We start from the raw sequence: 26,896 nt of genomic DNA, 5'->3' as shown, positions 1-26,896 counted from the left end.
TGTAGCGCGTCTCCTTGTCCTCCAAGGAGCGTTTGTCCGCGGGCTGCTCGCTGCTGTGCTGACGCCCCCAGTAGCGCTGGCCTCCTATTCCCAGCGGCACCCCCTTGTCGCTCAGCAGCAGCGCGCTCACCACCTCCAGTCCCCTGGCCTTGCTCTTGTCCGTGCCCACCGGGCCAAAACCCTTGGACAGCTGCTTGTTGCGCGCCGCCAGCACATTCAGTGAGCAACCGTCCGTCGCGGCCAGTACCAGCGGCCCCCTGGCACGCCCGAATGCCGCCTCCACTGCCGCGCTCGTCATGTCCCCGGCCTCTACCTCTTCATTCTCCAGCAGCCGGTACGCCCCCTGTCTCCCTGGCCCTTGCTCCCACACCTGCGTCAACTTGCCCGCCGGCTTCTGCACCGCCTGCGCCGCCATGTCGACCAGCCGCTGCGTGCGTCTCTCGTCCCCGAGCTGCGCCTGCCCAAACTCCTCATGCGCCCACAGCGAAGCTACTGCTGCCGTCATCTCCTTCCTCATGACTCTATAAGTCATGGAATGCGGCGCACCATTCCCCCGGTTGGCCAAATGTGGCTAATGCTCAGCTCTGGGAGAGGGCGGGGGGTGAGGGTCGTCGCCCGGGTTGACCACGGTGCGGCGTGAAGACCCTCACCCTGGCCCTCTCCCAGAGGGAGAGGGGACACCCTCAAGGCTCGGCCCACTGCCGGAGCAGGTTGTGGTAGACGCCCGTCAGCATGACCAGGGAGGGGCTCCTGGGCACCTCCTGGTTGAGCTGCATGATGGCGGTGTCGAGGTCGAACAGCAGCGCGCGCTGACTCACATCACGCACCATGCTCTGCACCCAGAAGAACGAGGCGAGCCTCACTCCGCGGGTCACGGGGGTGACATGGTGCAGGCTCGTGGCCGGATAGATGATGAGGTCTCCCGCCGGCAGCTTCACGGCGTGGCTGCCGTAGGTGTCCTCCACGACGAGCTCTCCGCCGTCATAGCTGTCCGGGTCGGACAGGAAGAGCGTGGCCGACACATCGGTGCGGATGCGCAGCGGGGTGCCGGGGATGGGGCGGATGGCGTTGTCGACGTGCGAGCCGAAGGACATGCTCGAGTCGTAGCGGTTGAAGAGCGGGGGAAACACCCGCTGGGGCAGCACGGCCGAGATGAACAGGGGGCTGCGCTCGAGCCCCGCGAGCACCATGTCCCCGAGCTCCCGGGCCTGGGGGCTGTTCTCCGGAAGCTGCAGGTTCTGCTTCACCTGAGCGGACTGGTGGCCCGCGGTGACGCGGCCGTCTTCCCAGGAGGCCTGGTCGAAGGCCTGGCGGCAGCGGGCCACCTGCTCGGGGGTGAGGACGTTGGGGATGTGGAGCATCATGGGAACGTCCTCACCGCGAGGAGTTAGAAGCGCACCCTACCGGTCAAGCTGGCCGAGCGGGTCTCGGCGGGAACGGCCTGCCCACTGTAGTACTGCGCGTAGTACAGCTCATTGGTGAGGTTGTTCACGTTGAGCTGGAGCTGGACGGGGCCCACGGCGTAGCTGGCGAAGGCATCGAAGCGCCAGAAGTTGGGCACCTTGTTGAGGGCCTGCGCGGCGGAGGTCGGGTTGTTGACGACCGTCACGTCCTGGTAGACGGCGCCGCCGCCGAGCGTGAGCTTGTCGATGACCTCCACGGTCGTCCACAGCGAGATGCTGTGCTTGGGCGTGTTCGGCAGCTGCTGGCCCTTCAGGTACTCGTTGGTGTGCTCGCGGATCTCCGAGTCCATGAAGGTGTAGTTGGCGATCAGCCGCCAGCGCTCGAGGATGAGGCCGCCCGCGCCGAAGTTGAAGCCCTCCACGCGCTGCTGGCCCGCGAGGATCTGCGGAGGCCCGTTGGGGTCGGTGTTCGGCACGCGCGCGTTCGTCTTGTCGAGGCGGAAGAAGGCCGCGCTCAGGCCCAGGCGCTCGTCGAGCAGGTCCGCCTTGGCGCCCACCTCGAAGATGTTGTTCTTCTCCGGCTCGAGGCTCTCGGTGCCGGTGGGCAGCGTGCCGGCTTCCGCCGAGGGATTGGCGGAGGTGCCGTACATGGCGTAGAGGCTCGTCTTCTCCAGGGGGTGGAAGACGAGGCCGGCGCGCCAGTTGAAGAACGTGTCGGTGTTCTCCAACCGGGTGGTGACGTTCGCGTTGTTCACCGAGGAGTACTTCGTCTTGAAGGAGTCGAAGCGGACGGAGCCGAGCACCTCGAGGAACCGGGTGAGCTCGATCTGATCCGACGCGTAGACGCCCACCGTGCGCTGATCGGTCTGGTTGGAGGTGGAGAAGACCTTGTTGACGGGGGACAGGTCGGGCGAGGGAACCGGGTCGAACAGGTCGGCGGGGAGGTTTGGCCCGGTGGTCAGATCGGTCGCGGTGAGGTTGAAGCGGAGCTGATCCCTCGTCTCCCAGGCCAGCTCGAGCCCGGCGTTCGCGGTGTGCTTGAGGAACGCGGTCTGGAACTCCCCGCGCACATCCACCTGGTTGATGAGGTTGGTGTTGTCCGTATCGGTCTGGTAGCGCTCGCGGCCGATCGTCGTCGGGGCGTCGGTGGGGGCGAGCCCGCGCGGAGACGTGGGCCGGGAGAACCGGTCCACTCCGCCGTAGCGCAGGGTGTCCGTCAGCGTCAGGCCGTTGCCGAACCGGTGCTGGAACCGCGCGGTCCCGATGTGGGCATTCACCCGCTCGGTGTCCGAGCCCTGCACACCATAGATGGCGCTGCGCGGAACGCCGAGCGTGACCGAGACCGGGTAGCCATTGAAGTAAGGATGGCCGTAGTCCGGGAAGCTGTCCTCGCGCTGGTAGAGGTAGTCGACGTCGAGGGTGGTGTTCTTGCTCAGCTCGAAGCGGATGGAGGGGGCGAAGCCGGCGCGGTTCTGCTCGGCCAGGTCCCGGCCCGCCACCTTGGAGAGCTGTCCCGTGCCGTTGACGCGCACCTGGATGCTGTCGGTGATGACCTGGTTGACGTCCACCTCCACGCGGCCCCAGGGCGCCGTGCCTCCGGTCAGGCTCAGCTCCTGGAAGGAGCGCTTGACCGGCTTCTTCGTGGCCAGGTTGATCGCACCTCCCGTCGAGCCACGCCCGAAGAGGACGGAGGAGGGTCCGAAGAAGACCTCGACCCCGCCGATGTTGAAGGTGTCGCGCGTGTACCAGCCCAGATCCCTCACGCCGTCACGGCTCACGTCCGTCTGCGCCGAGAAGCCGCGGAGGATGAAGTTGTCACCCTGGCGGCCGCCCTCGCCCGCGCTGATCGTGATGCCGGACACGTTGCGCAGCGCATCGCGCACCGTCGTCGCGTTCTGCTCCTCGATGAGCTTCTCGGGCACCACCGTGACGGTCTGCGGCGTGTCCACGAGCGGCTTGGGCAGCCGCGTCAGGCTGCTCTCCTGGGTGTTGTAGCTCTCCGCCTCCGACTCCCCCACCACCTGGACCGTCGGCAGCACGTAGTGGTCCTCGGCCGGCTTCCGCGGCTCCGCGCCCGCCGTCTCCTGGGCGACCGCGCCGCTGGCGGCCAGGGCCGATGCCAGGCCAACCGCGGCCTGACTCCAGGGACGCAGTGCGCCGCGCACTCCTCCCGGATGGCCCTTCGTCGAGCGGATGCCTGCCTTGCCGTGCTTGGGGGATGTCATGGCGTGCTGTCTCCAGTCGGTCCTCGCTGGAAAGGACCGGCTCGCGCGATCGCGCGCGGACCCGGCGACCGCTTCACGCGGCCAACTCGGGATTCTTTTTGAATGTGATTCTCATATTCAGATGCTCTCTCATGGGGCAAGAATGTTATTCTCATGGACGCATAAGGAACCGCTCCCTGCTCTGGGTTGACGGGTCTGCGCATGTTGCGATACGCCATGGGGCGAAAATGAGAACGATTCTCAATTTCAGCCCCACGGTACGAGGAGATGTCATGGCGTTGGCGGGTGCGGTCGAACCCTCCGAGGTCGGATCATCCGGGCTCGCGCCGTCCCAGGTGGAGCCCGCCAGAAGGCTGTTCCGCATGGGGGAGACGGGTGGTGGGAAGGGGTGGGGAAGGTGGGGCTGGGCGGTCCTGGTCACCGTACTGGTGCACACCGGGGCGGCGGCCTTCGTGGGGCTGTCGGCCCTGCGCGCTCCTTCCGAGGCGCCCGCGCGGCCGGAGGAGCCGGAGTTGGTGTTCCTCGCCCCCGCGCCGCCTCGGGCCGCCGCGGGTGCCCGTGTGGCACGGCAGGAGCGGGTGGCGCGTCCGGCGCGCGTGCCCGCCCCGCGTCCGGCCCTCGTGCCTCCCCAGCCCTCGCGTCTTCCCGAGGTGGCCCCCGCTCCCGTGGAGCCGGCGCCCGTGGTGGAGGAGGCGGTGGCGCAGCCCGAGGTCTCGGAGGAGGCCTCCTGTGCGGAGGTGGGCCTGTCGGGTGTCGGGGGCGTCGTCGCGGGAATCGTGGGCGGTGCCCTGGACGGGGTGGAGGGGAGCGTGTTGGGGGCGACGGGAGGGACGGCCCTCGACGTGAAGCAGGTGTCACGCCGTCCCGAGGTGCTGAAGCAGGTGACTCCTCAGTATCCCCGGCGGGCCCGTTCCGAGGGCATCGAGGGGGTGGTGCTGGTGCGGATCATCATCGGCACCGATGGGCTCGTCGAGGAGGAGCACACGCGTGTGATCCGCTCCGTTCCCGAGCTCGACGCGGCGGCCATCTCCGCCGTCAACCGGTGGCGCTTCACCCCGGCGCTCGGTCGCCAGGGCCGGCCGGTGCGGGTCGTCATCGATGTTCCTTTGCAGTTCTCCCTGAAGTGAAGGCCCGCTGCGCTCCATGAGTCGAACCTTCCGCAACATCCTCTTCTGGTTGCACCTCGTGTCGGGCGTCATCGCTGGCGTCGTGATCGCGATCATGTCCTTCACGGGAGCGGCGATCGCCTTCAAGCCGCAGATCCTCGCCTGGGCCGAGAGCGAGGTGCGTCGGGTGCAACCGCCCACGCCGGACGCGCCCCGCCTGCCGGTGGACGAGCTGGTGGCCCGGGTGCGCGCCGCCCGGCCGGAGGCACAGCCCTCGGGGGTGACGGTGTATCCGGAGCCGGGCTCGACCGTGATGGTGAGCCTCGGACGTACGGGCGTGGCCTACGTGAATCCCTACTCCGGGGAGGTGCTCCCCGCGGGCGACGGAGGCTGGCGCGGGTTCTTCCATGTGATGGAGGAGTGGCACCGGTGGCTCGGTGCCAAGGGTGACAACACCCCCGTGGGTAAGGCCATCACCGGGGCGTGCAACGCCGCCTTCCTGTTCCTGGCCATCTCGGGCCTCTATCTGTGGTGGCCCCGCAAGTGGACGTGGCGGACGGTCCGGCCCTCGCTGTGGTTCAGGCGCGATGTCCGGGGCAAGGCGCGCGACTGGAACTGGCACAACGTGATCGGCTTCTGGTCCCTGCCCGTCCTCGTCATCCTGACGGCCTCGGGCATGGTCATCTCCTACCGCTGGGCCTCGAATCTCATCTTCACGCTCGCGGGGGAGAAGCCCCCGGCCGCCCAGGGCCCGGCCGCTCCGCCCTCGGTCACGGTGCCGGAGCCGCCCGCCGGCGCGAAGCCGCTCGGCTTCGATGCCCTCCTGGCCAGGGCCCAGCAGCAGGTGCCGGCCCATGAGAGCGTGACGTTGCGCCTCGGCGGTGGTGGCGGTGGTGGCCGGCCCCCGGGGCCTCAGGGGGCGCAGGGTGCCCAGGGCGCGCAAGGGCCTCGGGGAGAGCAGGGCCCGCAGCGGGGCGGTGGCCCCGGTGGGAACGAGGCGCGCGCCAAGGGTCCGCAGCCGGTCACCTTCGCCATCCGTGAGCAGGGCGCCTGGCCGCTCTTCGCCTCGGCGCAGCTCGTGTTCGATCCCTTCACCGGCGAGGTGCTGCGCCGGGAGGGCTTCGCGGACTACACCCCTGGCCGTCAGATGCGCACGTGGATGCGCTTCCTGCACACCGGCGAGGCCCTCGGCTGGGGCGGCCAGCTCCTCGCGGCCATCGCCTCGCTGGGCGGAGTGCTGCTCGTCTGGACGGGCTTCTCGCTGTCCTGGAGACGGTTCTTCCCTCGCCGCAAGCCCGCGGCTTCCTCCACGGGAGCCGAGCCGTCGGGTAGTGCGGAGAGCGAGGTCGTCGGATAGCGAAGAGGTGGACGTGGGGCCGCCGCGCGTGAGATCTCTCCGCCCGGCGCCCCCGTCATGAAATACGCCGTCACCCTCTGGTTCTGGCTCGTCTTCCTCGTCACCGCCCCGGTGCTCTTCACCCTGGGGCTGGTGCTGTTCCTCGTGGCCTACCCGGTGGATCCGGACCGGCGGTGGCTGCACGCGCTGATCTGCCGTTGGTGCTTCGGGTTGTGGCTGCACGTGTCGCCGGGTTGGCGCACGCGCGTGGAGGGGCGGGAGTTGTTGCCCGAGGGCCCGTGCGTGCTGGTGGCCAACCACCAGTCCATGGCGGACATCCTCGCGGCCATGGGCCTGTTCCATCCGTACAAGTTCGTGGCCAAGTCGTCCCTGTTCTCCATCCCCATCGTGGGGTGGATGATGAGCCTTCTGGGCTACGTGGCCGTCACGCGCGGGAAGACCTCCTCCATGGAGCAGATGCTCGAGCCGTGCCGCCGGTGGCTGCGCCGGGGCATGCCGGTGCTCATCTTCCCCGAGGGCACCTACTCTCAGGGGGAGCTGCTGCGCTTCAAGCGCGGGGCCTTCCAGCTTGCGCTGGAGGAGCACGTGCCGGTGGTGCCGGTGCTCATCGAGGGCACTCCGCAGCTCGTGGAGGGCGATGGCCCGTGGCTGAGCCCGCGTGCCTCCATCCGGGTGCGCGTGTTGCCGCCGCTGCCCCCCGAGTCGTTCATCCCGGACTCGGTGGAGCTGGCCGGCCGGGTGCGGGAGCTGTACGTGGAGGCGCTCGCCGGGCGTGCGCCGGAGCGCGAGCTCAGGCCGACGGGGTAGGGGGCCGCGCGGCGGCGAGCGTGAAGCGGAACGTGCTGCCCTGGCCCGGAGTGGACTCCACCCAGATGCGGCCGCCGTGGCGCTCGACGATCTTCTTGCAGATGGACAGGCCGATGCCCGTGCCCGGGTACTCCTCCTTGCCGTGCAGCCGCTGGAAGATGGCGAAGATGCGCTCGTAGTACTGGGGCTCGATGCCGATGCCGTTGTCCTCCACGGAGACGGTGACGGTGTCGTCCTGGCGCGTGGCGGACACGCGGATGCGCGGGGGCTTGTCGCCGCGGAACTTCAGCGCGTTGCCCACCAGGTTCTGCAGGAGCTGGACGAGCTGTGTCTCGTCGCCCTTCACCCAGGGGAGCGGCTCCACCGTCAGCTCCGCGCCCGTCTCCTCCTGGGCGAGGCGCAGGTAGGACAGGGCGCGAGCGGCGCACTTCTCCAGGGACACGGGGTGCGGCTCCTTGCCCCGTGTGCCCACGCGTGAGTAGGCCAGCAGGTCGTTGATGAGCGCCTGCATGCGGTTGGCGCCGTCCACCGCGTAGTGGATGAACTCGTCCGCGTCGGCATCGAGCTTGCCCTTGTAGCGCCGCGACAGGAGCTGCACGTAGCTGGCCACCATGCGCAGCGGCTCCTGCAGGTCATGCGAGGCCACGTAGGCGAACTGCTCCAGGTCCGCGTTGGAGCGGGCCAGCTCCTGAGCGCGCAGGGCGAGCTCGGCCTGGGTCTTCTTCAGGTCCTCCAGCAGCTCGGCGGTGTGTTGGCGGGCGCGCTCGGCCTCGGCGCGCGCGGCCTGCTCGCGCACCAGCCGGCGCGCGTCCTCCTCCATGGCGAGCTTCTCGGTGATGTCGGTGCATACGCCCGTCAGGCGCGCGGGGCGGCCCTTGTCGTCGAGGGTGAGGCGGCCGTGCGCCTCCACCCAGCGCACCCGCCCATCCGGGAGGATGATGCGGTACTTCACGTGGTGCTCCGGTTCCTGTCCGGCCACCACCCGTTGGATGCTGGTGAGCACCCGCTCCCGGTCCTCCGGGTGCATGTCGCTCTGGTAGGCCTCGAAGGTGCCGTTGAAGCTGCCCTCGGGGATGCCGTGGATGCGCTCCAGGGTGGGCGCCCAGGTCACCTTCCCGGCCTGGATGTTCCACTCCCAGGCGCCCATGCGTCCGGCCTCGAGCGCCACCTCGTGGCGGGCCTGGGCGCGCTTCGCCTCGGCGTAGAGGCGGGCATTGTCCACCGCGAGCGCGGCCCGGCGGGCCAGCTCCTCCACCAGTTGCAGCTCATCGGTCCCCAACCGCCGCTCCGACTCCGCCGTGGCCACCGAGAGCGTGCCCAACGTCCGGCCCCGGGCGTTGAGGGGCACGATGATGAGGGAGCGCAGGCCCAGCTCGCGAATCATGCGCAGGTGCTCCGCGTCCTTCGCCACGGCCACCATCATCTCATCGGTGATGTTGGGCGCGTGCGACGAGAGGCCCGTGCGCATCACGTAGGCGGTGCCGCCATGGGCGCGGGGGTCCGAGGGGTAGAGCTCGCGCATCCGCTGGGCCAGCTCCACCTTGGCGGGGTCCGAGTGGATGGCGGCCACCTGCCGTGAAGGGCAGGATCCTTCCACGAGCTCCACGGCGCACCAGTCCGCCAGACGCGGCACCAGGAGACGCGCGGTGGCGGTCAGCGTGCTGTCCAGGTCGAGTGAGGCGGCGAACAGCTCCCCCGTCTCGGCCAGCAGGCTCAGCCGCTCCTGGGTGCGCATCATCTCGGTGATGTCCCGGAAGACGTTGACGGCGTACACCACCTGGCCCCGCTCGTCGCGCACGGGGGCCGAGGAGACGCGGTACCACAGCTCCTGGCCCGTGTGTCTGTCGCGGAAGCGCAGCACGCTCTCGGTGACGTGCTGGCCCCGCAGCACCTGCCGGCCGGGCAGCGACTCGGGGTTCAGCCGTTTGCCCGAGGCATCGAGCAGCTCATAGCGGGCGAACACCGAGGCACCGCCCAGGCGCAGGGCCTCCTCCTCGGACGTGGCACCGAGGATGCGTACCCCGGCGGGATTGATGAAGCGCAGGGAGAGGTCGGGGGCCTGGACGGTGACGCCGTCGTTCACCTGCGCGAAGAGGGCCTCCACCAGAGGGCGGCCGCGTTCGAAGAGCAGGGCCAGCATCTCCGCCGACAGCCCCTCGCCAGGCGAAGCTGGCGGAAGGGAAGGGATCGAGGGAGGGGGGGCCAGCGTACTCATCAGGGACTCCAGATCGAAGAAGACTGTCTCCCGAGGGCCTCCACCCTTCCAATGGAAGTGGGGGACGTCCATCCACCCAGCCCGGCAGTGTTCACTGGTGGGAGCCCGGGACGCGTGGAGGGGAACCCCGAGGGGAGGGGGGTGGATGCCCGGGGACGAGCGGGGAGTGGCCGCCAGGGGAGCGGCCAGGCAGGCATCTAGGAGGGACCCCGAAGCCGTGCCATCTTGCGCGGCACCATGCGTCTACTGCTCGGGGTTCTCGTCCTGCTGACGTCGTTCTCCGTCCGGGCCCAGCCGGAGCTGCCGTTGCCCGGCTCCATCCGGGAACGGGTGATGGTGGTCTGGGGAGGAGGCCGCACGCGCGAGGAGGCGGAGTCCTTCGTGGAGTCCTACCGGGAGCGCTCGGTGGACTGGGCGCGTGTGGTGGAGGCGGGGCCCGGCTATCCGCGCATCATCGACGGCACGGACCTGCCCGGGTTGCGGCCCGGCTACTTCTTCGTGGCCCTGGGCGTGTGCGAGGCGCGGGAGGGGGAGGCGGTGGCGAAGGTGTTCCAGGCGTTGGAGCCGCGCTCGTACTCGCGCCGGGTGTTGTGGGAGGAGCGGGAGGCGCTGGCGTGTCCGTCGCTGCTGCCGGGCTGGTCCTTCGGGAAGAGCACGCAGATGCGGGTCGCGGGTGGAACCCTGATGGCGACCACCTTTCAGTACGAGGGGGAGGAGGGGCCGCGCGAGCAGCGGAGCTGGCTGATGATCCTCGCGCTGCTGAAGAAGGATGACGTCGAGTCCAGCGTCATCGAGCCGCCGGAGGACGAGGCGGAGTCGGAGGTGAAGGGTCTGCGGCTGGGGCGGGGCGAGGTGCTGTTGGAGGAGGTGCTGACACACCCGACGTGCGACACGCAACCACGCGCCGAGGTGTACTCGCGCACCTGGCACTTCTCGGTGCAGCGGGGCGCGGTGGTGACGAAGCAGGTGAAGAAGCTGCTGCGGAAGGTGGATTGCGCGGAGGGTGAGGGCGGAGCCTCCGCGGAGAACGGCTGAGGCCCCTCGTCAACCCGGTAGCCAATCTGTCAGTGCCTGCCCAGGAAACGGCCAGCCGTGATGGGGAAGGGGTTCACGACCCGGCTGCTATCTCCTAGGGTGGGCCCCTCTCCTTCGAGTCGTCTCCATGCCCCGCGCAACCCTGCCCGAAGACTACCGGCGCCACGTGACGGCGGCCCTGGCCGCGCTGAACGTGCGCAATCTGGTGTTGAGCATCCACGACCCGAGCTTCCCGAGCATTCCGGACGAGGACCTCGGCCGCGGCTCGCCGTACTCGGGGGGAGGGCTGCGCTTCCTCGAGTTCGCGCGGGAGCTGGGCTTCAATGGCATCCAGCTCGGTCCGCAGGGGCAGACGTCGGAGGACAACCCCTCGCCGTATGACGGGACGCTCTTCTCGCGCAACGTGCTGAACGTGGCGCTCGCGTCGCTCACGCACGAGGAGACCTGGGGGGGGCTGCTGCGCCCCGAGCGCGTGCAGGCGCTCGTCGCGGCCCGGCCCGGGAACGAGCCGAGGGTGAAGCACCGCTACGCCTTCCGGGCCCAGAACGAGGCGCTGGACGAAGTGTGGGAGGCCTTCCAGCACAAGAGGGCCCGCGCCGTGCCCGGCAGTGCGATCGCCTGGCTCGCCGAGCACTTCGAGACCTTCCGGCGGGGGCACCAGGGGTGGCTGGAGCGGGACGCGCTCTACGACGCGCTCTGCACGGAGCACGGGCGCCCCTACTGGAAGGAGTGGTCGAGCGAGTGGGACCGGCGCCTGTGGAGCCCTCGCCCTGGTGAGGAGGCGGCGTTCACCACGCGCCGGCAGGTGCTGCTGTCGAAGTACGCCGGGCAGGTGGAGGCCTATGCCTTCCGGCAGTTCCTCGTGCACTCGCAGCACGCGGCGCTACGGGAGCGGACGGCGGCGTGGGGCCTGAAGCTGTTCGGGGACCTGCAGATTGGTTTCTCGCCTCGGGACGGATGGGCGTACCAGGGGCTCTTCGTGGGCTCGTACCTGATGGGCGCGCCGCCGAGCCGCACCAACCCCGAGGGGCAGCCGTGGAACTACCCGGTGTTGGATCCGGAGCAGTACCACGCGCCTGGAGGAACCGCGGGCCCGGTGCTGCATTTCATGGGCTCGCGGGTGGACAAGATGCTGTCCGAGTACGACGGGCTGCGCATCGACCATCCGCACGGGCTGGTGTGCCCGTGGGTGTACCGGTCCGGAGAGCTGGACTCGCTGCGGGCGGTGCAGAACGGAGCGCGGCTCTTCGCCTCGCCGGATCTGCCGGACCATCCGCGGCTGGCGCGCTGGGCCCTGGTGTCGCCGGAGCAGCTGGACCGCTCGGTGCCCCGGTACGCGGATGGCTGGGTGCGCGAGCTGAACGCCGAGCAGGTGCGCCGCTACAGCGCACTCTTCGACGCCATCATCGCGGCGGCGCGAGCCCATGGGCGGCAGGTGTCGGACCTGCTGTGCGAGGTGTTGAGCACCATGCCCCATCCGCTGCGGCGGGTGATGGAGCAGTACGGGCTGGGGCGCTTCCGGGTGACGCAGAAGGCGGACCTGACGAATCCGAAGGACGTGTACCGGAGCGAGAACGCGGTGCCCCAGGATTGGATCATGGTGGGCAACCACGACACGAAGCCCATCTGGGCGCTGGCGGACCGATGGAGGCAGGCGGGCGAGGCGCGGGCGCAGGCGGAGTACCTGGCGTGGAGGCTCCACCCGGAGGAGGAGGGGCGCGAGGACTTCGCGCGGCGGCTGGTGCAGGAGCCGGGGATGCTGGTGCAGGCGAAGTTCGCGGACCTCTTCGCCAGCCGGGCGGAGAACGTGATGGTGTTCTTCCCGGACCTGCTGGGGATGAAGGAGACGTACAACGCGCCCGGCACGGTGAGCGAGGAGAACTGGAGCCTCCGCGTGCCCAACGACTACCGGCACGGGTACGCGGAGAAGCTCGAGAACGACGAGGCGCTGAACCTGCCAAAGGCGCTGGCCCTGGCGCTGCGCGCGGGCGGTGAGGAGGCCCGGGCGCGGCACCGGGGGCTCATCGCGGCCCTGGAGCGGCTGGCCGCGGAGCTGCAACTCGGCTGACGCTCAGTGCTGCACGTCCACCACGAGGCGCGTGGGTCCGTGCAGCTCCAGCACCCGGTACTTGTTGGGGCGCTGCACGCCGAGCACCCAGGTGACCTCGCCCTCGAAGTCACACGTCAGCTCCAACTCGGCGAGGAGGGGAAGGGCGGGCTTGCGCTCGCGCTCGGTCACGGTGGCCTTGCCGTCCGCGTGAGCCTGGGCCGGCTGGATGCGCACCTGAAGCCAGCCCTGGCCGGCCAGTTCGGTGGGGTCTCCGGAGCCGCACTTGATGACGGGCTTGTCGACGTACTCGAGGTGGTAGCCGGGCAACTGGTCGCCATCGAACTGGAACACGACGCGATCGAAGCCCTCGTTGCGGGCCGTGCGCACCTCGCGCAGCGTCACCGGCTTCTGGTTGGAGCGCTTGATGTCCACGAGGCCCGCGGTCCACTCGCGGTTCTTCGGCTCCTCGGGCTGGCCGGCCTGTGCGCCCGTGGGGGCGGGGGCGGTACCGGCATCCTCGGGGGCGCCCGTCCCGGCACCGGCGCTCTGCTCGGCGGGAGCGGCGGGCTCGGGGGGAGGGGGCGTGTTCGCTGGGGCCGCCGTCCCGGATGGGGCGGGCTCGGCGGGGGGAGTGGGCTCGGGGCGTGCGGCGGCCGGCTCTTCCTTCTTGCAGCCCGCCGTCGCGAGGCAGGCCGCGAGCCCCAGTGCCGGCATCCAGCGTCCAATCACCTTCATCGTCGTCCTCCTGGTGGCCCGTGTGAGCCGGGCCGGATCGGCGCCCCATGTGGCACGAGCGGCGCCCGAGTGCCAGTGCGATCGCCTCCCGGAGGAGGGAGCGGAGCCGGAAGGATGCCGGCTCCGCGGGTGGGGCATGTCAGTCGTCCTGCCGGAGCGGCACGAACTGACCGCGGATCTCCCCGGTCTGGTTGGCGGCCGTGTGGACGTTCACGTAGTAGAGCCCGTTCTTGAACTCCTCCTGCTCGTCATCGCTGAGCTCCTTGGTCGCGGTGAAGGTGCCGTTGCGCTTGTCGGTGCTGGTGATGACGAGGGGGAAGACGACGGGACCGGCCGTGCCCGTGGCCCCCCTGTGGACGTGGGCCGGGCTGCCGGATACCTCGAACAGGTCGCTTCCCAGCCCGTTGAAGCCGCCGGTGACGGTGAGCGTGTCGCCGTCGAGCGTGGCGGTGGCGGTGCCGGCGCCGTTGGTCGTCACCGGGTTGGGAGCCTCGTTGGCGCCCGTGAGCTGAGCGGTCGCCACGTACTTGTCACTTCCGCAGCCGGCCAGTGCCAGCAGCCCGGCCCCCACCAACGTCAGCGCCGCCCAGCGGTTCGTGTTACGCGCGTGCATCGGGTTCTCCTGTCTGTCCACCAGGGCCCTGCGTGCCCGGAATGGGCCGGGAGCCCCGGTGTCCCTCCGTGTGTAGAGGACTTCCGCGCCTGCATCGATTGGAGGTGGAAGGAATTGCCCGGTAGCGGGCAGTCAGGCGTTCGGAAACCGAGCATGCGGGGAGGAGTGGAAAATCCCACGGACCGCTTGTGACGTACTTCGCCGCGTATATGGTTCGCCTGGACTCGTTATCCCCCCCAGGAGTGAACCCCCCCATGGCTCTTGATCTCACCTCCCTGCTTGGCCCTGCTCGACGGGACGACACCGTTGGCACGATGGTGCGAGGCCTCGTTGGCAGCGAAATCCTCCGCATCGCCGGAGAGATTCGCGAGCTGGTGGCCCAGGGCAAACAGGTGTGCAACCTCACCGTGGGAGACTTCAGCCCCAAGGAGTTCCCCATCCCCGCCGCGCTGGGGGAGGGCATCGCCGCGGCCTTGAAGGCGGGCGAGACGAACTACCCGCCCTCGGATGGCGTGCTGACGCTCCGGCAGGCGGTGCTGCGCTTCTACGAGCGCGCGCTGGGCCTGAAGTATCCGATGGAGAGCGTGCTCATCGCGGCGGGCGCCCGGCCGGTCATCTACGGCGTCTTCCGCGCGGTGATGGATCCGGGCGACACGGTCGTCTACCCGGTGCCCTCGTGGAACAACAACCACTACGCGCACATGGTGGGGGCGAAGCACGTGACGGTGGTGACGGATCCTGCCCACGGCTTCATGCCCACGGTGGAGCAACTTGCGCCGCACCTGCCGGAGGCGCGTCTGCTATGCCTTTGCAGCCCGCTCAACCCCACGGGCACGATGATTTCTCCCGACATCCTGAAGGACATCGGGCAGCGGGTGGTGGAGGAGAACCGCAAGCGCGAGGCGCAGGGGCGCAAGCCGCTCATCGTGATGTACGACCAGATCTACTGGACGCTGTCGTTCGGGCAGACGAAGCACGTGACGCCGCTGGAGCTGGTGCCGGAGATGGCGGCGTACACGGTGTTCGTGGATGGAATCTCGAAGGCGTTCGCGGCCACGGGCGTGCGCGTGGGCTGGTCGCTGGGGCCGCCGTCGATCATCTCGCGGATGAAGGACGTGTTGGGGCACGTGGGAGCGTGGGCGCCGAAGGCGGAGCAGGTGGCGGTGGCGCGCTTCCTGGATGACGTGCCGGCCACGACGAGCTACCTGGAGGGGATGCGGAAGCGGGTGGACGAGCGGCTGGTGGCGCTGCACCAGGGCTTCGCGGCGATGCGGGAGGCGGGGCTGCCGGTGCGCTCCATCGCACCGCAGGGGGCCATCTACCTGTCGGTGCAGTTCGATCTGATCGGCAAGGCGGGGCTCAAGACGAACGATGAGATCCGCAAGCTGCTGCTGGAAAAGGCGGGGTTCGCGCTGGTGCCCTTCCAGGCGTTCGGTCTGAAGGAGGACACGGGCTGGTTCCGTCTGTCGGTGGGAGCCGTATCGGTGGAGGAGATCAAGGCGGCGCTGCCGAGGGTGGAGGCGGTGTTGCGCCAGGTGACGGGCAAGTAGACCCCCCCAGCCCCAGTCCCAGCTCCGGCCAGCCCCTCCCTCTCCCTCCGGGAGAGGGTCGGGGTGAGGGTACCGGGTCCACCCCCACGTACCCGCGGACCGGGAGCGCTTCACGAGAAGTCACGGAGCGCCCCGGTTCCAGAGCGCTGGCTGGTGTGCCCCATCAGCATTGGGAATAGTACCGGGGTGTCGCGGTTGGTGGCGGCACGCTCGGAGGGGAGCCAACCCCGTCCGAGGGCCCACGGGGATGGCACCGGCACTCATGCTCAAGCGATTCGTGAACGTGAAGGACGAGGAGGTGGGAGCGGTCCTGCTGTCCTTCGTGTACTTCTTCACGCTGATGTGCGGCTACGCCATCCTCAAGCCGCTGCGGGACGAGATGGCGACGGCGAAGGGCGTGAAGAACGTGTCGTGGCTCTTCACGGCGACCTTCGTGGTGATGCTGGTGGCGGTGCCGGCGTTCTCGGCGCTGGTGTCGCGCTGGCCGCGGCAGCGGGTGATACCGCTGGTCTACCGTTTCTTCCTGCTCAACCTGTTGGGCTTCTTCGGAGTGCTGAAGCTGGGCGTGGGGGGCGACCACGTGGCGCGCGCCTTCTTCGTCTGGGTGAGCGTCTACAACCTCTTCGTGGTCTCCGTCTTCTGGAGCTTCATGGCGGACCTGTTCGAGAGCGAGCAGGGCCGGAGGCTCTTCGGCTTCATCGCCGCGGGGGGCACGGTGGGGATGTTGGTGGGTCCCTTCCTGGTGAGTCTCCTGGCCGAGCCGCTGGGGGCGACGAACCTGATGCTCTTCACGGCGGTGATGCTGGAGGTCAGCGCGCAATGCGTGCGGCGGCTGTCGCGCCGGGCCTCCACCCTGCAGCCGCGGGCGGCCGTCGCGGAGACGCCGGTGGGCGGCGGAATCTTCGCGGGATTGCGGCTGCTGTTCTCCTCGCCGCTGCTGCTGGGGCTGGGGTTGCAGATATTGCTCTACGCCGCCACCTCCACCTTCCTCTACAACCAGCAGGCCCACATCGTGGACAGGCTGGCCTCGGGCACGAACGCGCGCACGGCCGCCTTCGCGGGCATCGAGTTCTGGGTGCAGGCCCTCACGCTCGTGTTGCAGGTGTTGGTGACGGGGCGGCTCATGACGCGCTTCGGCCTGGGCGTGGCGCTGGCGGTGGCGCCGTTGCTCACCGGGCTCGGCTTCCTCGGGCTGGCGGCGCTGCCCACGATGGGAGTGCTCATCGGCTTCAAGTCGCTGCGCAACGCCTCGCACTACGCCTTCGAGCGCCCCGGCCGTGAGGTGCTCTTCACCAGCGTGGACCGCGAGACGAAGTACAAATCCAAGGGCTTCATCGACACGGTGGTGTACCGGGGGAGCGACTCGGTGAGCTCGTGGCTGTACACGGGCCTCGACTCGTTGGGGATGGGCGCGGCGGGACTGGCGCTGACCGCGGTGCCCTTCGCGGGCCTGTGGCTCGCGGTGTCCCTGTGGCTCGCCCGGCTGCAGCAGCGCTTCTCCACGCCCTCGGCCGGAGCCTCCGGGTTGGCTCCCACCGCGGACGCGGCTCGCTGAGCTTCGCGGCCTCGAGACAAGGCCGCGCTTCGCACGTTCACATCAAGAGGGGGTAGTCCGCATGAAGTTGTCTCGCAGAGGGTTTTTGAAGGGTGCGGCCGCGTTCGGCTCGCTCTGGGCCGTGGGTTGTGCCTCCACCTCCGCCTCCACCGCCAACCGGGAGAGCCCCGCGAAGGCGCCCGTGCCGAGCACCGGGCGCAAGCGCATCCTGATTCTCGGGGGGACGGGGTTCCTCGGGCCCCAGCTGGTGGAGGCGGCGCGCGCGCGGGGCCACAGCGTCACCCTCTTCAACCGCGGCAAGACGCGGCCCCAGCTCTTCCCGGACGTGGAGAAGCTGCACGGGGACAGGGACCCGAAGGTGGGCGAGGGCCTGAAGGCGCTCGAGGGCGGGAGCTGGGATGCCGTCATCGACACCTCCGGCTACGTGCCCCGCATCGTGCGCGCCTCGGCGGAGCTGCTGGCGCCCAACGTGGGCCACTACGTCTTCATCTCCACCATCTCCGTCTACAAGGAGCTGCCCCGGCCGGGCATGGACGAGGACTCGCCGCTGGCCACGGTGGCGGACCCCACCGACGAGAACGTCAGCGAGAACTACGGCGCCCTCAAGGCGCTCAGCGAGAAGGCGGCCGAGGCTGCCTTCCCCGGGCGCACCACCATCATCCGCCCTGGCCTCATCGTGGGCCCGGACGACCCCACCCAGCGTTTCACCTACTGGCCGGTGCGCGTGGCGCGCGGTGGCGAGGTGCTCGCCCCTGGCGCCAACGGCGCGGATCCGGTGCAGTTCATCGACGTGAGGGACCTGGCCGAGTTCGCGCTCCTCGCCGTCGAGAACCGGGACATCGGCACCTTCAACGCCACCGGCCCGGCGAAGCCGCTCACCATGAGGGAGCTGCTGGAGGCCTGCAAGAAGGCCAGCAACAGCGACGCCACCTTCACCTGGGCCGATGCCGGCTTCCTGGAGAAGCAGAACGTGAAGCCCTGGATGGACATGCCCGTCTGGTTGCCGCCCGCGGGCGAGATGGCGGGTATGAGCAGCGTCAGCAACGCGCGGGCGGTGGCGCGCGGACTGAAGTTCCGCCCGGTGGTGGACACGGCGCGTGACACGCTGGCCTGGTTCAACGGGCTGCCCCCGGAACGGCAGGCGGGGCTGGCGAAGCGGGCCGGCCTCACCCCGGAGCGCGAGCGCGAGGTGCTCGCCGCCTGGCACCAGCAGCACACCGGCACGTCCCACGCGAGCCCGTGACAAAAAAACATGGGGGATGCCTCGTTTCAAAGCGAGGCACCCCCCATCACTCCGACTTCGACCTCACTGCCCTCCCCCTCTACGGGGCAGGAGTCGATGAGTCGTCAGCCCTGGTGTCCCGCCCCCACGGGAGCACCTGGCTGGCCCCCCGGTGCACCAGGGAGGCGCAAAAGCAGAACGTCCTACCAGCTGTAGATTCCCCCCTCGTCCTCCACCGCGTCGACGTCGTGGCTGTGCGCCGACTCCACCAGCCCGCTCCGGGAAACCCGGCCCGGGCTGAATCCCCCCCCTCTGGCGAGCACGATGGGGGCCACCGTCAGCCGCGGCGACATCGGCCGGACCGATGCGAGGCACGTCACCCCCGTGACCACCTCGCGCAGTCCCGCCAGCACCTTGGCCTCCGTCAGCACCGCCCATTGGGTCCGCTTCGCCCCCGCGAAGGACGCCAACGGCGGCACCTCCAGTCGGTTGCCCCCATCGCGCTCGAACTGCCCGGCCATGTACGACGGCCGGGCCAGAGGTCTCACCACCGACGCGCTCTGCTCCCCCCCCACATGCAGGACCACCCCGACCGCCTGACCCTCGAACCGCTTCCCGTGGCCCTGATGACCCGACACCTTCATCCCGTTCTCCAACCTCATATGCATGGGCTCCTCCCCCCGTGGCGTGCCCGTGAGCGCGTTGGCGACGGGCGGATAATGGCCAAAGTGCGATCGGGAGTTTTCCTCTCGGACGCCAACCGCTTGCGTATGAGCGCCACGCGATGCGGGCCTGGGCGGGAGTGCCGGGAATCCGCGCCCCCTGCCCGCTCGCCCGCCCAGCGGGTATGTAAGTTGAATACCTGAACGACCTTGCAGGGGTGGTGTATGTAGGGGGATGGCCAGACCCGACGGACGCGGTAAGGGTCGGGGCCGGACGCGATGAGGTGGGATGAACATGGGTGACGGAGGACGGGGCGTGATGGCCGTGGTGGCGGAGAAGCCATCCATGGCGCGCGACATCGCGCGGGCGCTGGGGGCTCGCGAGCAGGGCGAGGGGTGCTACCGGGGCAACGGCTACGTGGTGACGTGGGCCATCGGGCACCTGGTGGGACTGGCACAGCCGCATGAGATGCGGCCGGAGTGGAAGCGCTGGCAGCGCGAGCTGCTGCCGATGCTGCCGCGCGAGTGGCCGCTGGTGGTGGAGGAGAAGACGGCGAGCCAGTTCAAGGTGGTGCGCCGGGTGATGAACGCGCCCGAGGTGGACACCGTGGTGTGCGCCACGGACGCCGGGCGCGAGGGCGAGCTCATCTTCCGTTACATCTACGAGGCCGCCGGGTGCCGCAAGCCGGTGCGGCGGCTCTGGGTGTCGTCGCTGACGGAGGGGGCCATCCGGGAGGGCTTCCGCTTGCTGAAGCCGGGGCGCGACTACGAGCCGCTGGCGGACGCGGCGAAGGGGCGCAGCCGGGCGGACTGGCTGGTGGGGATGAACCTGTCGCGCCTGTACACGCTGGCGGGCGGGGACACGCTGTCGGTGGGGCGGGTGCAGACGCCCACGCTGGCCATGGTGGTGGAGCGCGAGCTGGCCATCCGCGATTTCGTCCCGAAGGACTACCTGGAGATTCTGGCCACGTTCGGTCCGGCGGGTCCCGAGGGACCGCAGGGGCAATATCAAGGCACCTGGTTCCGTCCCGCCGAGCCGGGGAAGGAGAAGGAGTGGGACGCGCGCGAGGCGCGGCGTCTGTCCGCGGATGGCGAGGAGGCCGGGCGCATCGTCGAGCGGGTGAAGGCGGGCCACGCCGCCGTGGAGTCCGTCACCGCCGAGACGAAGCGGATGGCGCCGCCGCTGCTCTACGATTTGACGGAGCTCCAGCGCCACGCCAACCGGCTGTATGGCTACAGCGCCCAGCGCACCCTGGAGCTGGCGCAGGCGCTGTACGAGAAGCACAAGCTGCTGAGCTACCCGCGTACCTCCAGCCGGCACCTGTCGAAGCAGATTGCCGAGACGTTGCCGGACGTGGTGAACGCCATCCGCGCGCCCTGGGAGGCGCTGCTCGCGCCGGGCACGGGACAGCGCCCGCTGGGGCGGCGCTTCGTGGACGACGCGAAGGTGACGGACCACCACGCCATCATCCCCACGGCGACCTCGCCGGAGGGCGCGAGGCTGTCGCAGGAGGAGCGGCGCATCTACGAGCTCGTCTGCCGCCGGCTGCTGGCGGCGTGGCACGAGGACTTCGTCTGGTCGGTGACGACGGTCATCACGGCGGTCACGGCGAAGGACGCGTCCGGGGTGGTGGACCGCTTCCAGAGCACGGGCACGATGGTGGAGCGCCAGGGCTGGAAGGTGCTGGACGTGGGAGGAGGGCAGAAGGCGCCGAAGCCTCGGGAGGCGGGGAAGAAGGAGGGGGAGGGGGAGGCGGAGGAGCCCGAGGACGAGCAGGAGTTGCCATCGGGGCTGGCGAAGGGGCAGGCGCGCTCGGTGCGCGAGGTGAAGCCGGTGACGAAGCGGACGCGGCCGCCGCCCCGGCTCACGGACGCGAGCCTGCTGACGGCGATGGAGACGGCGGGGCGGACGCTGGACGACAAGGAGCTGGCGGACGCGATGAGGGAGTCGGGGCTGGGGACACCGGCCACGCGCGCGGCGATCATCGAGACCCTGCTGGACCGTGGCTATCTGGTGAGGAGGGGCAAGTCGTTCGAGGCGACGGAGAAGGGGATCGCGCTCATCCGGGTGGTGCATCCGGACGTGAAGAGCCCGGCGATGACGGGACAATGGGAGGCGTGGCTGCAGCGCATCGAGCGGGGCAGCGGAGACCTGGACTCGTTCCTGAAGGGAATCGAGGCCTACGTCATCGAGGTGGTGGGAAAGGTTCCGCCCAATCTGCCGATGCCGCCGCCCACCACCCCTCGCCCTCCGGGAGAGGGACGGGGAGAGGGTACGCGGACCCCCAGGTTGGCTCCGCGTGAATCCCCTCTCCCCCTGGGAGAGGGTCAGGGTGAGGGTCTTCCCAAATCCCCGCGCACCACCGCGCGCCCGTCCCTCACCCTCGTCGCGCCCAACACGCGACCTGAGCGCAAGCCACGCGAGCCCACGCCGCCGAACGCCCTGCGAGGACTGCTGCACGAGGTGTACGGCTTCTCGGATTTCCGGCCGTACCAGGAGGCGGTGTGCCGTGCGGCGACGGAGGGCAAGGACCTGCTGCTGGTCATGCCGACGGGGGCGGGCAAATCCCTCTGCTACCAGCTGCCGGGTCTGGCGCGAGCGGGAACGACCCTGGTCATCAGCCCACTCATCGCGCTGATGGAGGACCAGGTGGCGCGGCTCCAGTCGCTCGGTCTGGCGGCGGAGCGTATCCACTCGGGACGAGACCGTGCCACCTCGCGCCAGGTGTGCGCGGAGTACCTGGAGGGGAGGCTGGACTTCCTCTTCATCGCGCCCGAGCGGCTGGGGGTGCCGGGCTTCGTGGAGCTGCTGGCCCGGCGGACACCGGCACTCGTGGCGGTGGACGAGGCCCACTGCATCTCGCAGTGGGGGCACGACTTCCGCCCGGACTACCGGCTGCTGGGGGCCCGGCTGCCGATGCTCCGTCCGGCGCCGGTCGTGGCGCTCACCGCGACGGCGACACCGGGGGTACAGCGGGACATCGTCCAGCAGCTGGGGCTCAAGGGCACGGGGAGCGCGCCCGCGCGCACCTTCATCCACGGCTTCCGGCGCACCAACATCGCCATCGAGGTGCGCGAGCTCAATCCGAGCCAGCGCGCCGACGCCATCCGCGAGCTGCTCGCGGACCCGGCGCACCGTCCGGCCATCGTCTACGCGGCGACGCGCAAGCACGCGGAGCGGTACACGGAGGAACTCGGCGCGGAGTTCCGCACGGGCACCTACCACGCGGGCATGAGTGCCACGGAGCGCGACGAGGTGCAGACGCGGTTCCTCAATGGCCGGCTGGAGGTCATCGTGGCGACGACGGCCTTCGGCATGGGCATCGACAAGGCGGACGTGCGCACGGTGGTGCATGCGGCGCTGCCCGCGAGCGTGGAGGGCTACTACCAGGAGCTGGGGCGCGCGGGCCGGGATGGGAAGCCCTCGCGCGCGGTGCTGCTGCACTCCTTCATCGACCGGCGCACGCACGAGTTCTTCCACCAGCGCGACTACCCCGAGCCCTCGGTGCTCGAGCGCATCTACCGCGCCACGCGCGAGGAGCCGGAGCCCAAGGAGGCGCTGTCGGCGCGGGTGCGCATGGAGTCCGAGGTCTTCGACAAGGCGCTCGAGCAGTTGTGGATCCACGGCGGCGTGGAGGTGACGCCGGACGAGTCCGTGAAGCGCGGGCGGCCGGGCTGGATGGCCGCGTACACGACGCAGCGGGAGCACAAGCAGTCGCAGCTGGAGCACATGGCGCGCTACGCCGAGTCGCACGGGTGCAGGATGCGGCACCTGGTGGAGCACTTCGGTGACGTGCAGGACACGGGCGCGGCGTGCGGCCTGTGCGATGTCTGCGCGCCCGAGTCGTGCGCCACCCTGCGCTTCGGCGAGCCTTCCGCGTCGGAGGCCCAGGCGCTCGCGCGCATCCTCGGGACGCTCCACGAGCGCGATGCCCAGGCCACCGGCCGGCTTCACCGGGAGCTGTTCGGCGAGGCGCTCCCACGCCGCGATTTCGAGCGGCTGCTCGGGGGACTGGTGCGGGCGGGGCTCGTGCGCCTGTCCGAGGACACCTTCGAGAAGGACGGGCAGAACATCACCTTCCAGCGCGTGACGCTCACGCCCGAGGGCCGGAGGACGCGCGAGCCCGCACCGGGACAGGTACAACTGCCACGGCCTGCGGACGAGGCTCCCGCGCGCAAGCGCCGGGGCTCGCGGGCCAAGGCGTCCTCCGCGGCCGGAGGAAGCCGCCGCACGTCGCGCCGCAAGGCAGCCGCTTCCGGAGGCAGGAGGAAGCGCTCGGCTCCGGCCCGGACCGAGGTCGAGTACGACTACGAGTTCGAGGGTGACATGGCGGAGCGGGTGGAGGTGCCTCGGGCGCCTCGCGGCCGCGAGGCCCTGGCACGGGCGTTGGAGCGCTCCAGGCGTAGCGGGGCGACGCTCGGTGTGAGCACGGCCTCGCCCCAACTCGTGGAGGCCCTGCGCACGTGGCGGCTCGCCGAGGCACGCAAACGGCGCGTCCCCGCCTTCCGCATCCTCACCGACAAGGTGCTCGGTGCCATCGCCACCGCGCGCCCTCGCGATGGTGCCGCGCTGCAACGCATCCACGGCGTGGGCCCCAAGCTGGCCGAGCGCTACGGCGACACCATCCTCGCGCTCGTCGGCCGTGTTCCCTCCTGACTCGTGGGCTCGCGGTCCAACACCGCCCCCCGTGGTCTGGCGGAAGTGTCTTGTTTTGTGAGAAGCTGATCGTTCGGTAGTGGCGCGTGATGCGCCTCTGTGTTGGAGCCGCTTTCCTTGGAGGAGCCGAGGAGGCCGTCATGCCGCTGGAGAAACAGGTCTTCGCCACGACCGTCGAAGCGCTCTTCGTGCGCGGTCTGGGGGCGCGCCTGTCTTCCGAGGCCCGGGCCCGGTTGCTGGAGGCGGGGTTGGATCTGGAGCATCCACTCGCCATCTCCTACCCCCTGGAGCAGTGGAAGACGTTCGTGCGCATCGCCTCCGAGGCGCTCTACCCGGACCTGTCTCCCTCCGAGGCGCATGGCTGGATGGGGGAGCACTTCCTGGAGGGCTACCTCCAGACGTTCGTGGGGCGCGTGGTGGCGGGGCTCGCCCCGGCCTTCGGGCTCGGGTTGACGCTGGCGCGCATCAGTCAGGACCTCCGCGGCGGCAACAACTTCAGCGAGGTGCGGCTGGTGGACCACTCGCCGCAGCACGTCGAGCTGTGGATGAACGACGTCCTCTGCGACCACCCCTCCTTCATGGTGGGGCTCATCCTCCGGGCGCAGCAGGTGGCCGGCGCTCATGACGTGCACGTGGAAGTGCTGTCCTTCGACGCCACCGGCTGCACCTTCGACATCCGCTGGACGGAGGCCGTGTCCCGGGTGGCCAACGCCTGAGGCGGCGCGCGCGCCTACAGGTACGGCGACAGCAGCCGGGCCACGCCATCCCGCAGCCGGATGGGCAGGGACCGGGCGCTCAGCTCCTCCTGGGTGAGCTGCCGCGCACGCTTCAGCCGCTCCTCGATGAGGCCCTCCAGCCGCATGGCGAGCTCCGGATCGTAGCACTCCACGTCGAACTCGAAGTTGAGCCGCAGCGAGCGCGGATCCCAGTTCGCCGAGCCCACCAGCGACCACACCCCGTCCACCACCATCAGCTTGGTGTGATCGAACGGGGGCGCCGTGAGGAAGATGCGGCAGTTCGGGCGCATCACCTGCCACAGCTGCGCGGTGGCGGCCCACTGCACCACCGGGAGGTTGAGGCGCTCGGGTAGCACCACGTCCACCCGCACGCCCCTCAGCGCCGCCACGTTCAGCGCCGTGACGAGCGCCGAGTCCGGGATGAAGTAGGGCGTGACGATGCGCACCGTGGAGCGCGCGCACGCCAATGCCCCCAGCAGCGTCCAGCGCAGGGTCTCGAAGTCCTCGTCCGGGCCATCCGGAATCCCCCGCGCCAACACCGGCCCCACGGGCTCCAGCGGCGGGAACCACGCCTCCCCTTGCAGGCGCTCCTTCGTGGTGAAGGCCCAGTCCTCGGCGAACGTCTCCTGCAACTGCCCCACCACCGGCCCCTCCACCCGGAAGTGCAGGTCCCTCGCGTCGCCATGGCCGGGCAGGAAGTGCTCGCGGATGTTCATCCCCCCGGTGAACCCCACCCGCCCGTCCACCACCAGCAGCTTGCGGTGGTTGCGCAGGTTCATGAAGGGCAGGCGCGCCGGCATCAGCAGCGTGGGGAGGAAGCGCGCCACCCGCACCCCCGCCCGGCGCAGGCGCCCGGTGATGGGCGGCCAGTCGTAGCGCGCCCCCAGCGCGTCGATGAGCACCCGCACCTGCACCCCGCGCTTCACCGCGCGCCCCAGGGCCTCCACGAAGCGCCGGCCCGCCTCGTCGTTGTCGAAGATGTAGCTGCACAGCGAGATGGAGGTGCGCGCCGCCTCGATGGCGTCCAGCATGGCCGGGTAGGCGCCCGCTCCGGCCTCCAAGGGGACGAGCCGGTTGCCCGGCAGCAGGGGCCGGTGGTGCACCACCTCGTCCACCAGCCGGGCCAGCGAGGCCAGGTGCGCCGCCGGGAGCATGGCCACCGCGAGCTCCTCGGGGGTGCACGCCGTCACCTCCGGCCTCGGAGGAAACTGGCCGTGCTCCTGGCGCAGCGCCAGCGAGCGGCCCCGGCGGCGGATGCGGTTGATGCCCAGCAGCAGGTACAGCACCACTCCCACCAGCGGAACCAGCCACACCAGCCCCACCCAGGCCACCGCCGCGCGCACGTCCCGCTTGCGCAGTACCGCGTGCCCGGTGGCCAGCAGGTTGGCCACCACCGCGAACGCCGCCGCCACGTGGGGCCAGACCTCCAGGAGCAGCGATTCCAGCGTCATCCGTCCTCCGCCCGGCCGGGTCGGGGCCGGGACGAGCGGTCAGTATGTGCACGGTCCCAGTCCGGCGGCGACGCGGGAGTGGGCTCCGTCCAGCATCCTTCAGACAGGGCGCCCCCGGCGGTGTCCCAGGCCCCGCGCATATACTGCGGCCATGGAGCTCATGCCCGACGTCACCCGCTTCTTCCACCCCGTTCTGCCCTCCCGGAAGCTCAAGGAGAAGCCGGTGCGCGTGGAGCTCGCCGGCCGCGCCTACGTCCTCTTCCGCGATGCCCAGGGCCGCCCCGCCGCGCTCGCCGATGCCTGCCCCCACCGTCTGGCCCCGCTGTCCGCCGGCCGTGTCACCCCCGAGGGCCGCCTCGAGTGCCCCTACCACGGCTGGCTCTTCGACGCCGACGGCCACGGCCGCAGCCCCAGCCAGCCCGACCTCAAGAAGTGCGACGCGCGCTCCTTCCAGCTCGTCGAGCGCTTCGACTCCCTGTGGCTCGCCGCCCGGGACGCGCCCCCCTCCGCCTTCCCCGACTTCGTTCCCCAGGGCTACGACTTCAACGGCACCTTCTCCATGCTCTTCCGCGCGCCGCTACACGTGGCCCTCGACAACTTCAGCGAGGACGAGCACACCCCCTTCGTCCACACCCGCCTCGGGTGGAGCCGCGCCCAGACGAAGGACATCGAGTACGAGGCCCACAACTTCGATGACCGCACCGAGGTGCGCTACAGCGCGCCCCAGCGGCCCTCGTACCTGATTCCCCTGTTGCTGCTGCGCAACGGTGACATCTTCCACAACCACTGGGTGACGCGCTTCGACCCCGTGCGCACCGACTACACCATCACCTGGACGAGCCCCACCGGCCAGCAGCGCCCCTTCGTCAACCGCGCCGTCATCTTCTTCGTGCCGGAGACGGCGAGCACCACGCGCCTGCACTTCTTCTCCTTCGTCCAGCTCCACGACGAGCGCCTGCGCCCGCTCATGCCGCTGATGCGTCGCGCCGCCCTCCTACTGAGCTGGTTCGAGGTCCGCGACGACGCCCGCTTCATCCCCCTGGTGGCCCACACCCCCTACAGCATGAAGGGCATGCGGCTGGGCAAGTACGACAAGCCCCTCATCCACCACCGCAAGCTGCTCGAGCGCATCTACTTCGCCCAGGCCGACGCCAGCACCTCGTCCGAGCCCGCCCAGGGGCCCGAGGCCGCCCACGGCTGATCCTCTCTCTCCGCCGCGCCGCGGCGTGACCGGGCGTGTGGCCGCCCAGGCGACAGCAGGTGTTCGATTCCAGGACAGGTGTACCGTCTTGTTCTCAGGTTCTGGAAATCTCAGAATCTTGGAGAGTGGAGTGTAAAGGGATTTGGCATCCCTGGCGCCCCGGTTGGAGCGCGGATGCTCCACTGGAATCCAGGCGAATCCAGCCAAGTCCTGGAAATTCCAAGGAGCCGTATTCCTGGCTCGGGGGTTGCTCAGGGAATGAGAACGCGGTCGTGGCCGGGGAGTCCCGGGCGAGCGCGCTCCTTATCCCCCCCT

At 70.0% G+C, this 26,896-nt stretch carries 19 protein-coding genes; 11 read left to right on the top strand and 8 right to left on the bottom strand.

The annotated features are described in order from the left end of the window. The 3 genes from NR810_RS29580 to NR810_RS29570 all read right to left on the bottom strand — a co-directional run. Positions 1–505: IS4/Tn5 family transposase DNA-binding protein (locus NR810_RS29580; protein WP_257457616.1), on the bottom strand; the 505-nt coding region annotated here is incomplete at its 3' end. A 178-nt stretch (positions 506–683) separates the two neighbouring features. Further along, a complete protein-coding gene (locus NR810_RS29575) occupies positions 684–1,364 on the bottom strand; it encodes a Fe2+-dependent dioxygenase (protein ID WP_257457614.1) in 681 nt (226 codons plus the stop codon). Between the two features lie 23 nt (positions 1,365–1,387). After that, complete coding sequence (locus NR810_RS29570; protein WP_257457612.1) at positions 1,388–3,628, bottom strand: TonB-dependent receptor; 2,241 nt, start codon at positions 3,626–3,628, stop codon at positions 1,388–1,390. 272 nt (positions 3,629–3,900) lie between these two features. Here NR810_RS29570 and NR810_RS29565 point away from each other — a divergent pair, with 272 nt between their 5' ends. Genes NR810_RS29565 through NR810_RS29555 form a run of 3 tightly spaced genes read left to right on the top strand, consistent with a single transcriptional unit; the run spans position 3,901 to position 6,898 of the window. Beyond that, positions 3,901–4,755, top strand: coding sequence for an energy transducer TonB (locus NR810_RS29565; protein ID WP_257457610.1), 855 nt, complete (start codon positions 3,901–3,903; stop codon positions 4,753–4,755). Between the two features lie 16 nt (positions 4,756–4,771). Beyond that, the gene (locus tag NR810_RS29560; protein ID WP_257457609.1) at positions 4,772–6,091 is read left to right on the top strand and encodes a PepSY-associated TM helix domain-containing protein; all 1,320 of its coding nucleotides are present in this window, start codon (positions 4,772–4,774) and stop codon (positions 6,089–6,091) included. Between the two features lie 57 nt (positions 6,092–6,148). Next, positions 6,149–6,898, top strand: a complete 750-nt coding sequence (locus NR810_RS29555; protein WP_257457607.1) for a lysophospholipid acyltransferase family protein — start codon at positions 6,149–6,151, stop codon at positions 6,896–6,898. Here NR810_RS29555 and NR810_RS29550 read toward each other — a convergent pair. Further along, positions 6,882–9,113: a PAS domain-containing sensor histidine kinase gene (locus NR810_RS29550; protein ID WP_257457605.1), complete on the bottom strand. Its 2,232-nt coding sequence runs from the start codon at positions 9,111–9,113 to the stop codon at positions 6,882–6,884. The two genes, NR810_RS29555 and NR810_RS29550, sit on opposite strands and share 17 nt — an antisense overlap. Before the next feature lie 237 nt (positions 9,114–9,350). Here NR810_RS29550 and NR810_RS29545 point away from each other — a divergent pair, with 237 nt between their 5' ends. Continuing rightward, positions 9,351–10,148, top strand: coding sequence for a hypothetical protein (locus NR810_RS29545; RefSeq protein ID WP_257457604.1), 798 nt, complete (start codon positions 9,351–9,353; stop codon positions 10,146–10,148). A gap of 127 nt (positions 10,149–10,275) precedes the next feature. After that, on the top strand, positions 10,276–12,216 hold the full coding sequence (locus NR810_RS29540; RefSeq protein ID WP_257457602.1) for a 4-alpha-glucanotransferase: 1,941 nt from the start codon (positions 10,276–10,278) through the stop codon (positions 12,214–12,216). A 3-nt stretch (positions 12,217–12,219) separates the two neighbouring features. Here the strand turns inward: NR810_RS29540 and NR810_RS29535 are convergent, their stop codons facing one another. Further along, positions 12,220–12,933, bottom strand: a complete 714-nt coding sequence (locus NR810_RS29535; protein WP_257457601.1) for an AMIN-like domain-containing (lipo)protein — start codon at positions 12,931–12,933, stop codon at positions 12,220–12,222. 139 nt (positions 12,934–13,072) lie between these two features. Next, entirely contained in the window at positions 13,073–13,546 is a 474-nt protein-coding gene (locus NR810_RS29530) for a CHRD domain-containing protein (protein ID WP_257457600.1), read from the bottom strand. Between the two features lie 254 nt (positions 13,547–13,800). Here NR810_RS29530 and NR810_RS29525 point away from each other — a divergent pair, with 254 nt between their 5' ends. The 3 genes from NR810_RS29525 (at position 13,801) to NR810_RS29515 (ending at position 17,894) form a co-directional block, all read left to right on the top strand. Further along, positions 13,801–15,096, top strand: coding sequence for a pyridoxal phosphate-dependent aminotransferase (locus NR810_RS29525; protein WP_257457599.1), 1,296 nt, complete (start codon positions 13,801–13,803; stop codon positions 15,094–15,096). 262 nt (positions 15,097–15,358) lie between these two features. Continuing rightward, positions 15,359–16,651 (top strand): NTP/NDP exchange transporter, encoded by a 1,293-nt coding sequence (locus tag NR810_RS29520; protein WP_257457597.1) that lies wholly within the window; start codon positions 15,359–15,361, stop codon positions 16,649–16,651. Positions 16,652–16,712: 61 nt separating this feature from the next. Then, positions 16,713–17,894, top strand: a complete 1,182-nt coding sequence (locus tag NR810_RS29515) for an SDR family oxidoreductase (protein ID WP_257457595.1) — start codon at positions 16,713–16,715, stop codon at positions 17,892–17,894. Positions 17,895–18,076: 182 nt separating this feature from the next. Here the strand turns inward: NR810_RS29515 and NR810_RS29510 are convergent, their stop codons facing one another. Beyond that, a complete protein-coding gene (locus tag NR810_RS29510) occupies positions 18,077–18,541 on the bottom strand; it encodes a hypothetical protein (protein WP_257457594.1) in 465 nt (154 codons plus the stop codon). A gap of 289 nt (positions 18,542–18,830) precedes the next feature. Between NR810_RS29510 and NR810_RS29505 the strand changes: the two genes are divergently transcribed. Together NR810_RS29505 and NR810_RS29500 are read left to right on the top strand one after the other, a co-directional pair. Then, positions 18,831–23,192, top strand: coding sequence for a DNA topoisomerase 3 (locus NR810_RS29505; RefSeq protein WP_257457593.1), 4,362 nt, complete (start codon positions 18,831–18,833; stop codon positions 23,190–23,192). 140 nt (positions 23,193–23,332) lie between these two features. After that, the gene (locus tag NR810_RS29500) at positions 23,333–23,908 is read left to right on the top strand and encodes a DUF2378 family protein (protein WP_257457592.1); all 576 of its coding nucleotides are present in this window, start codon (positions 23,333–23,335) and stop codon (positions 23,906–23,908) included. Positions 23,909–23,922: 14 nt separating this feature from the next. Here the strand turns inward: NR810_RS29500 and NR810_RS29495 are convergent, their stop codons facing one another. Next, on the bottom strand, positions 23,923–25,380 hold the full coding sequence (locus tag NR810_RS29495) for a phospholipase D-like domain-containing protein (protein ID WP_257457591.1): 1,458 nt from the start codon (positions 25,378–25,380) through the stop codon (positions 23,923–23,925). Between the two features lie 160 nt (positions 25,381–25,540). Here NR810_RS29495 and NR810_RS29490 point away from each other — a divergent pair, with 160 nt between their 5' ends. Next, positions 25,541–26,581 (top strand): Rieske 2Fe-2S domain-containing protein, encoded by a 1,041-nt coding sequence (locus tag NR810_RS29490; RefSeq protein WP_257457590.1) that lies wholly within the window; start codon positions 25,541–25,543, stop codon positions 26,579–26,581. Positions 26,582–26,896: the final 315 nt, after the last annotated feature.

Source organism: Archangium lipolyticum (genome assembly GCF_024623785.1).
In the GTDB taxonomy this organism is placed as follows: Bacteria; Myxococcota; Myxococcia; order Myxococcales; family Myxococcaceae; genus Archangium; species Archangium lipolyticum.
Note: the sequence above shows the minus strand (reverse complement) of the source record. Positions and strands in the feature narration are given on the sequence as shown.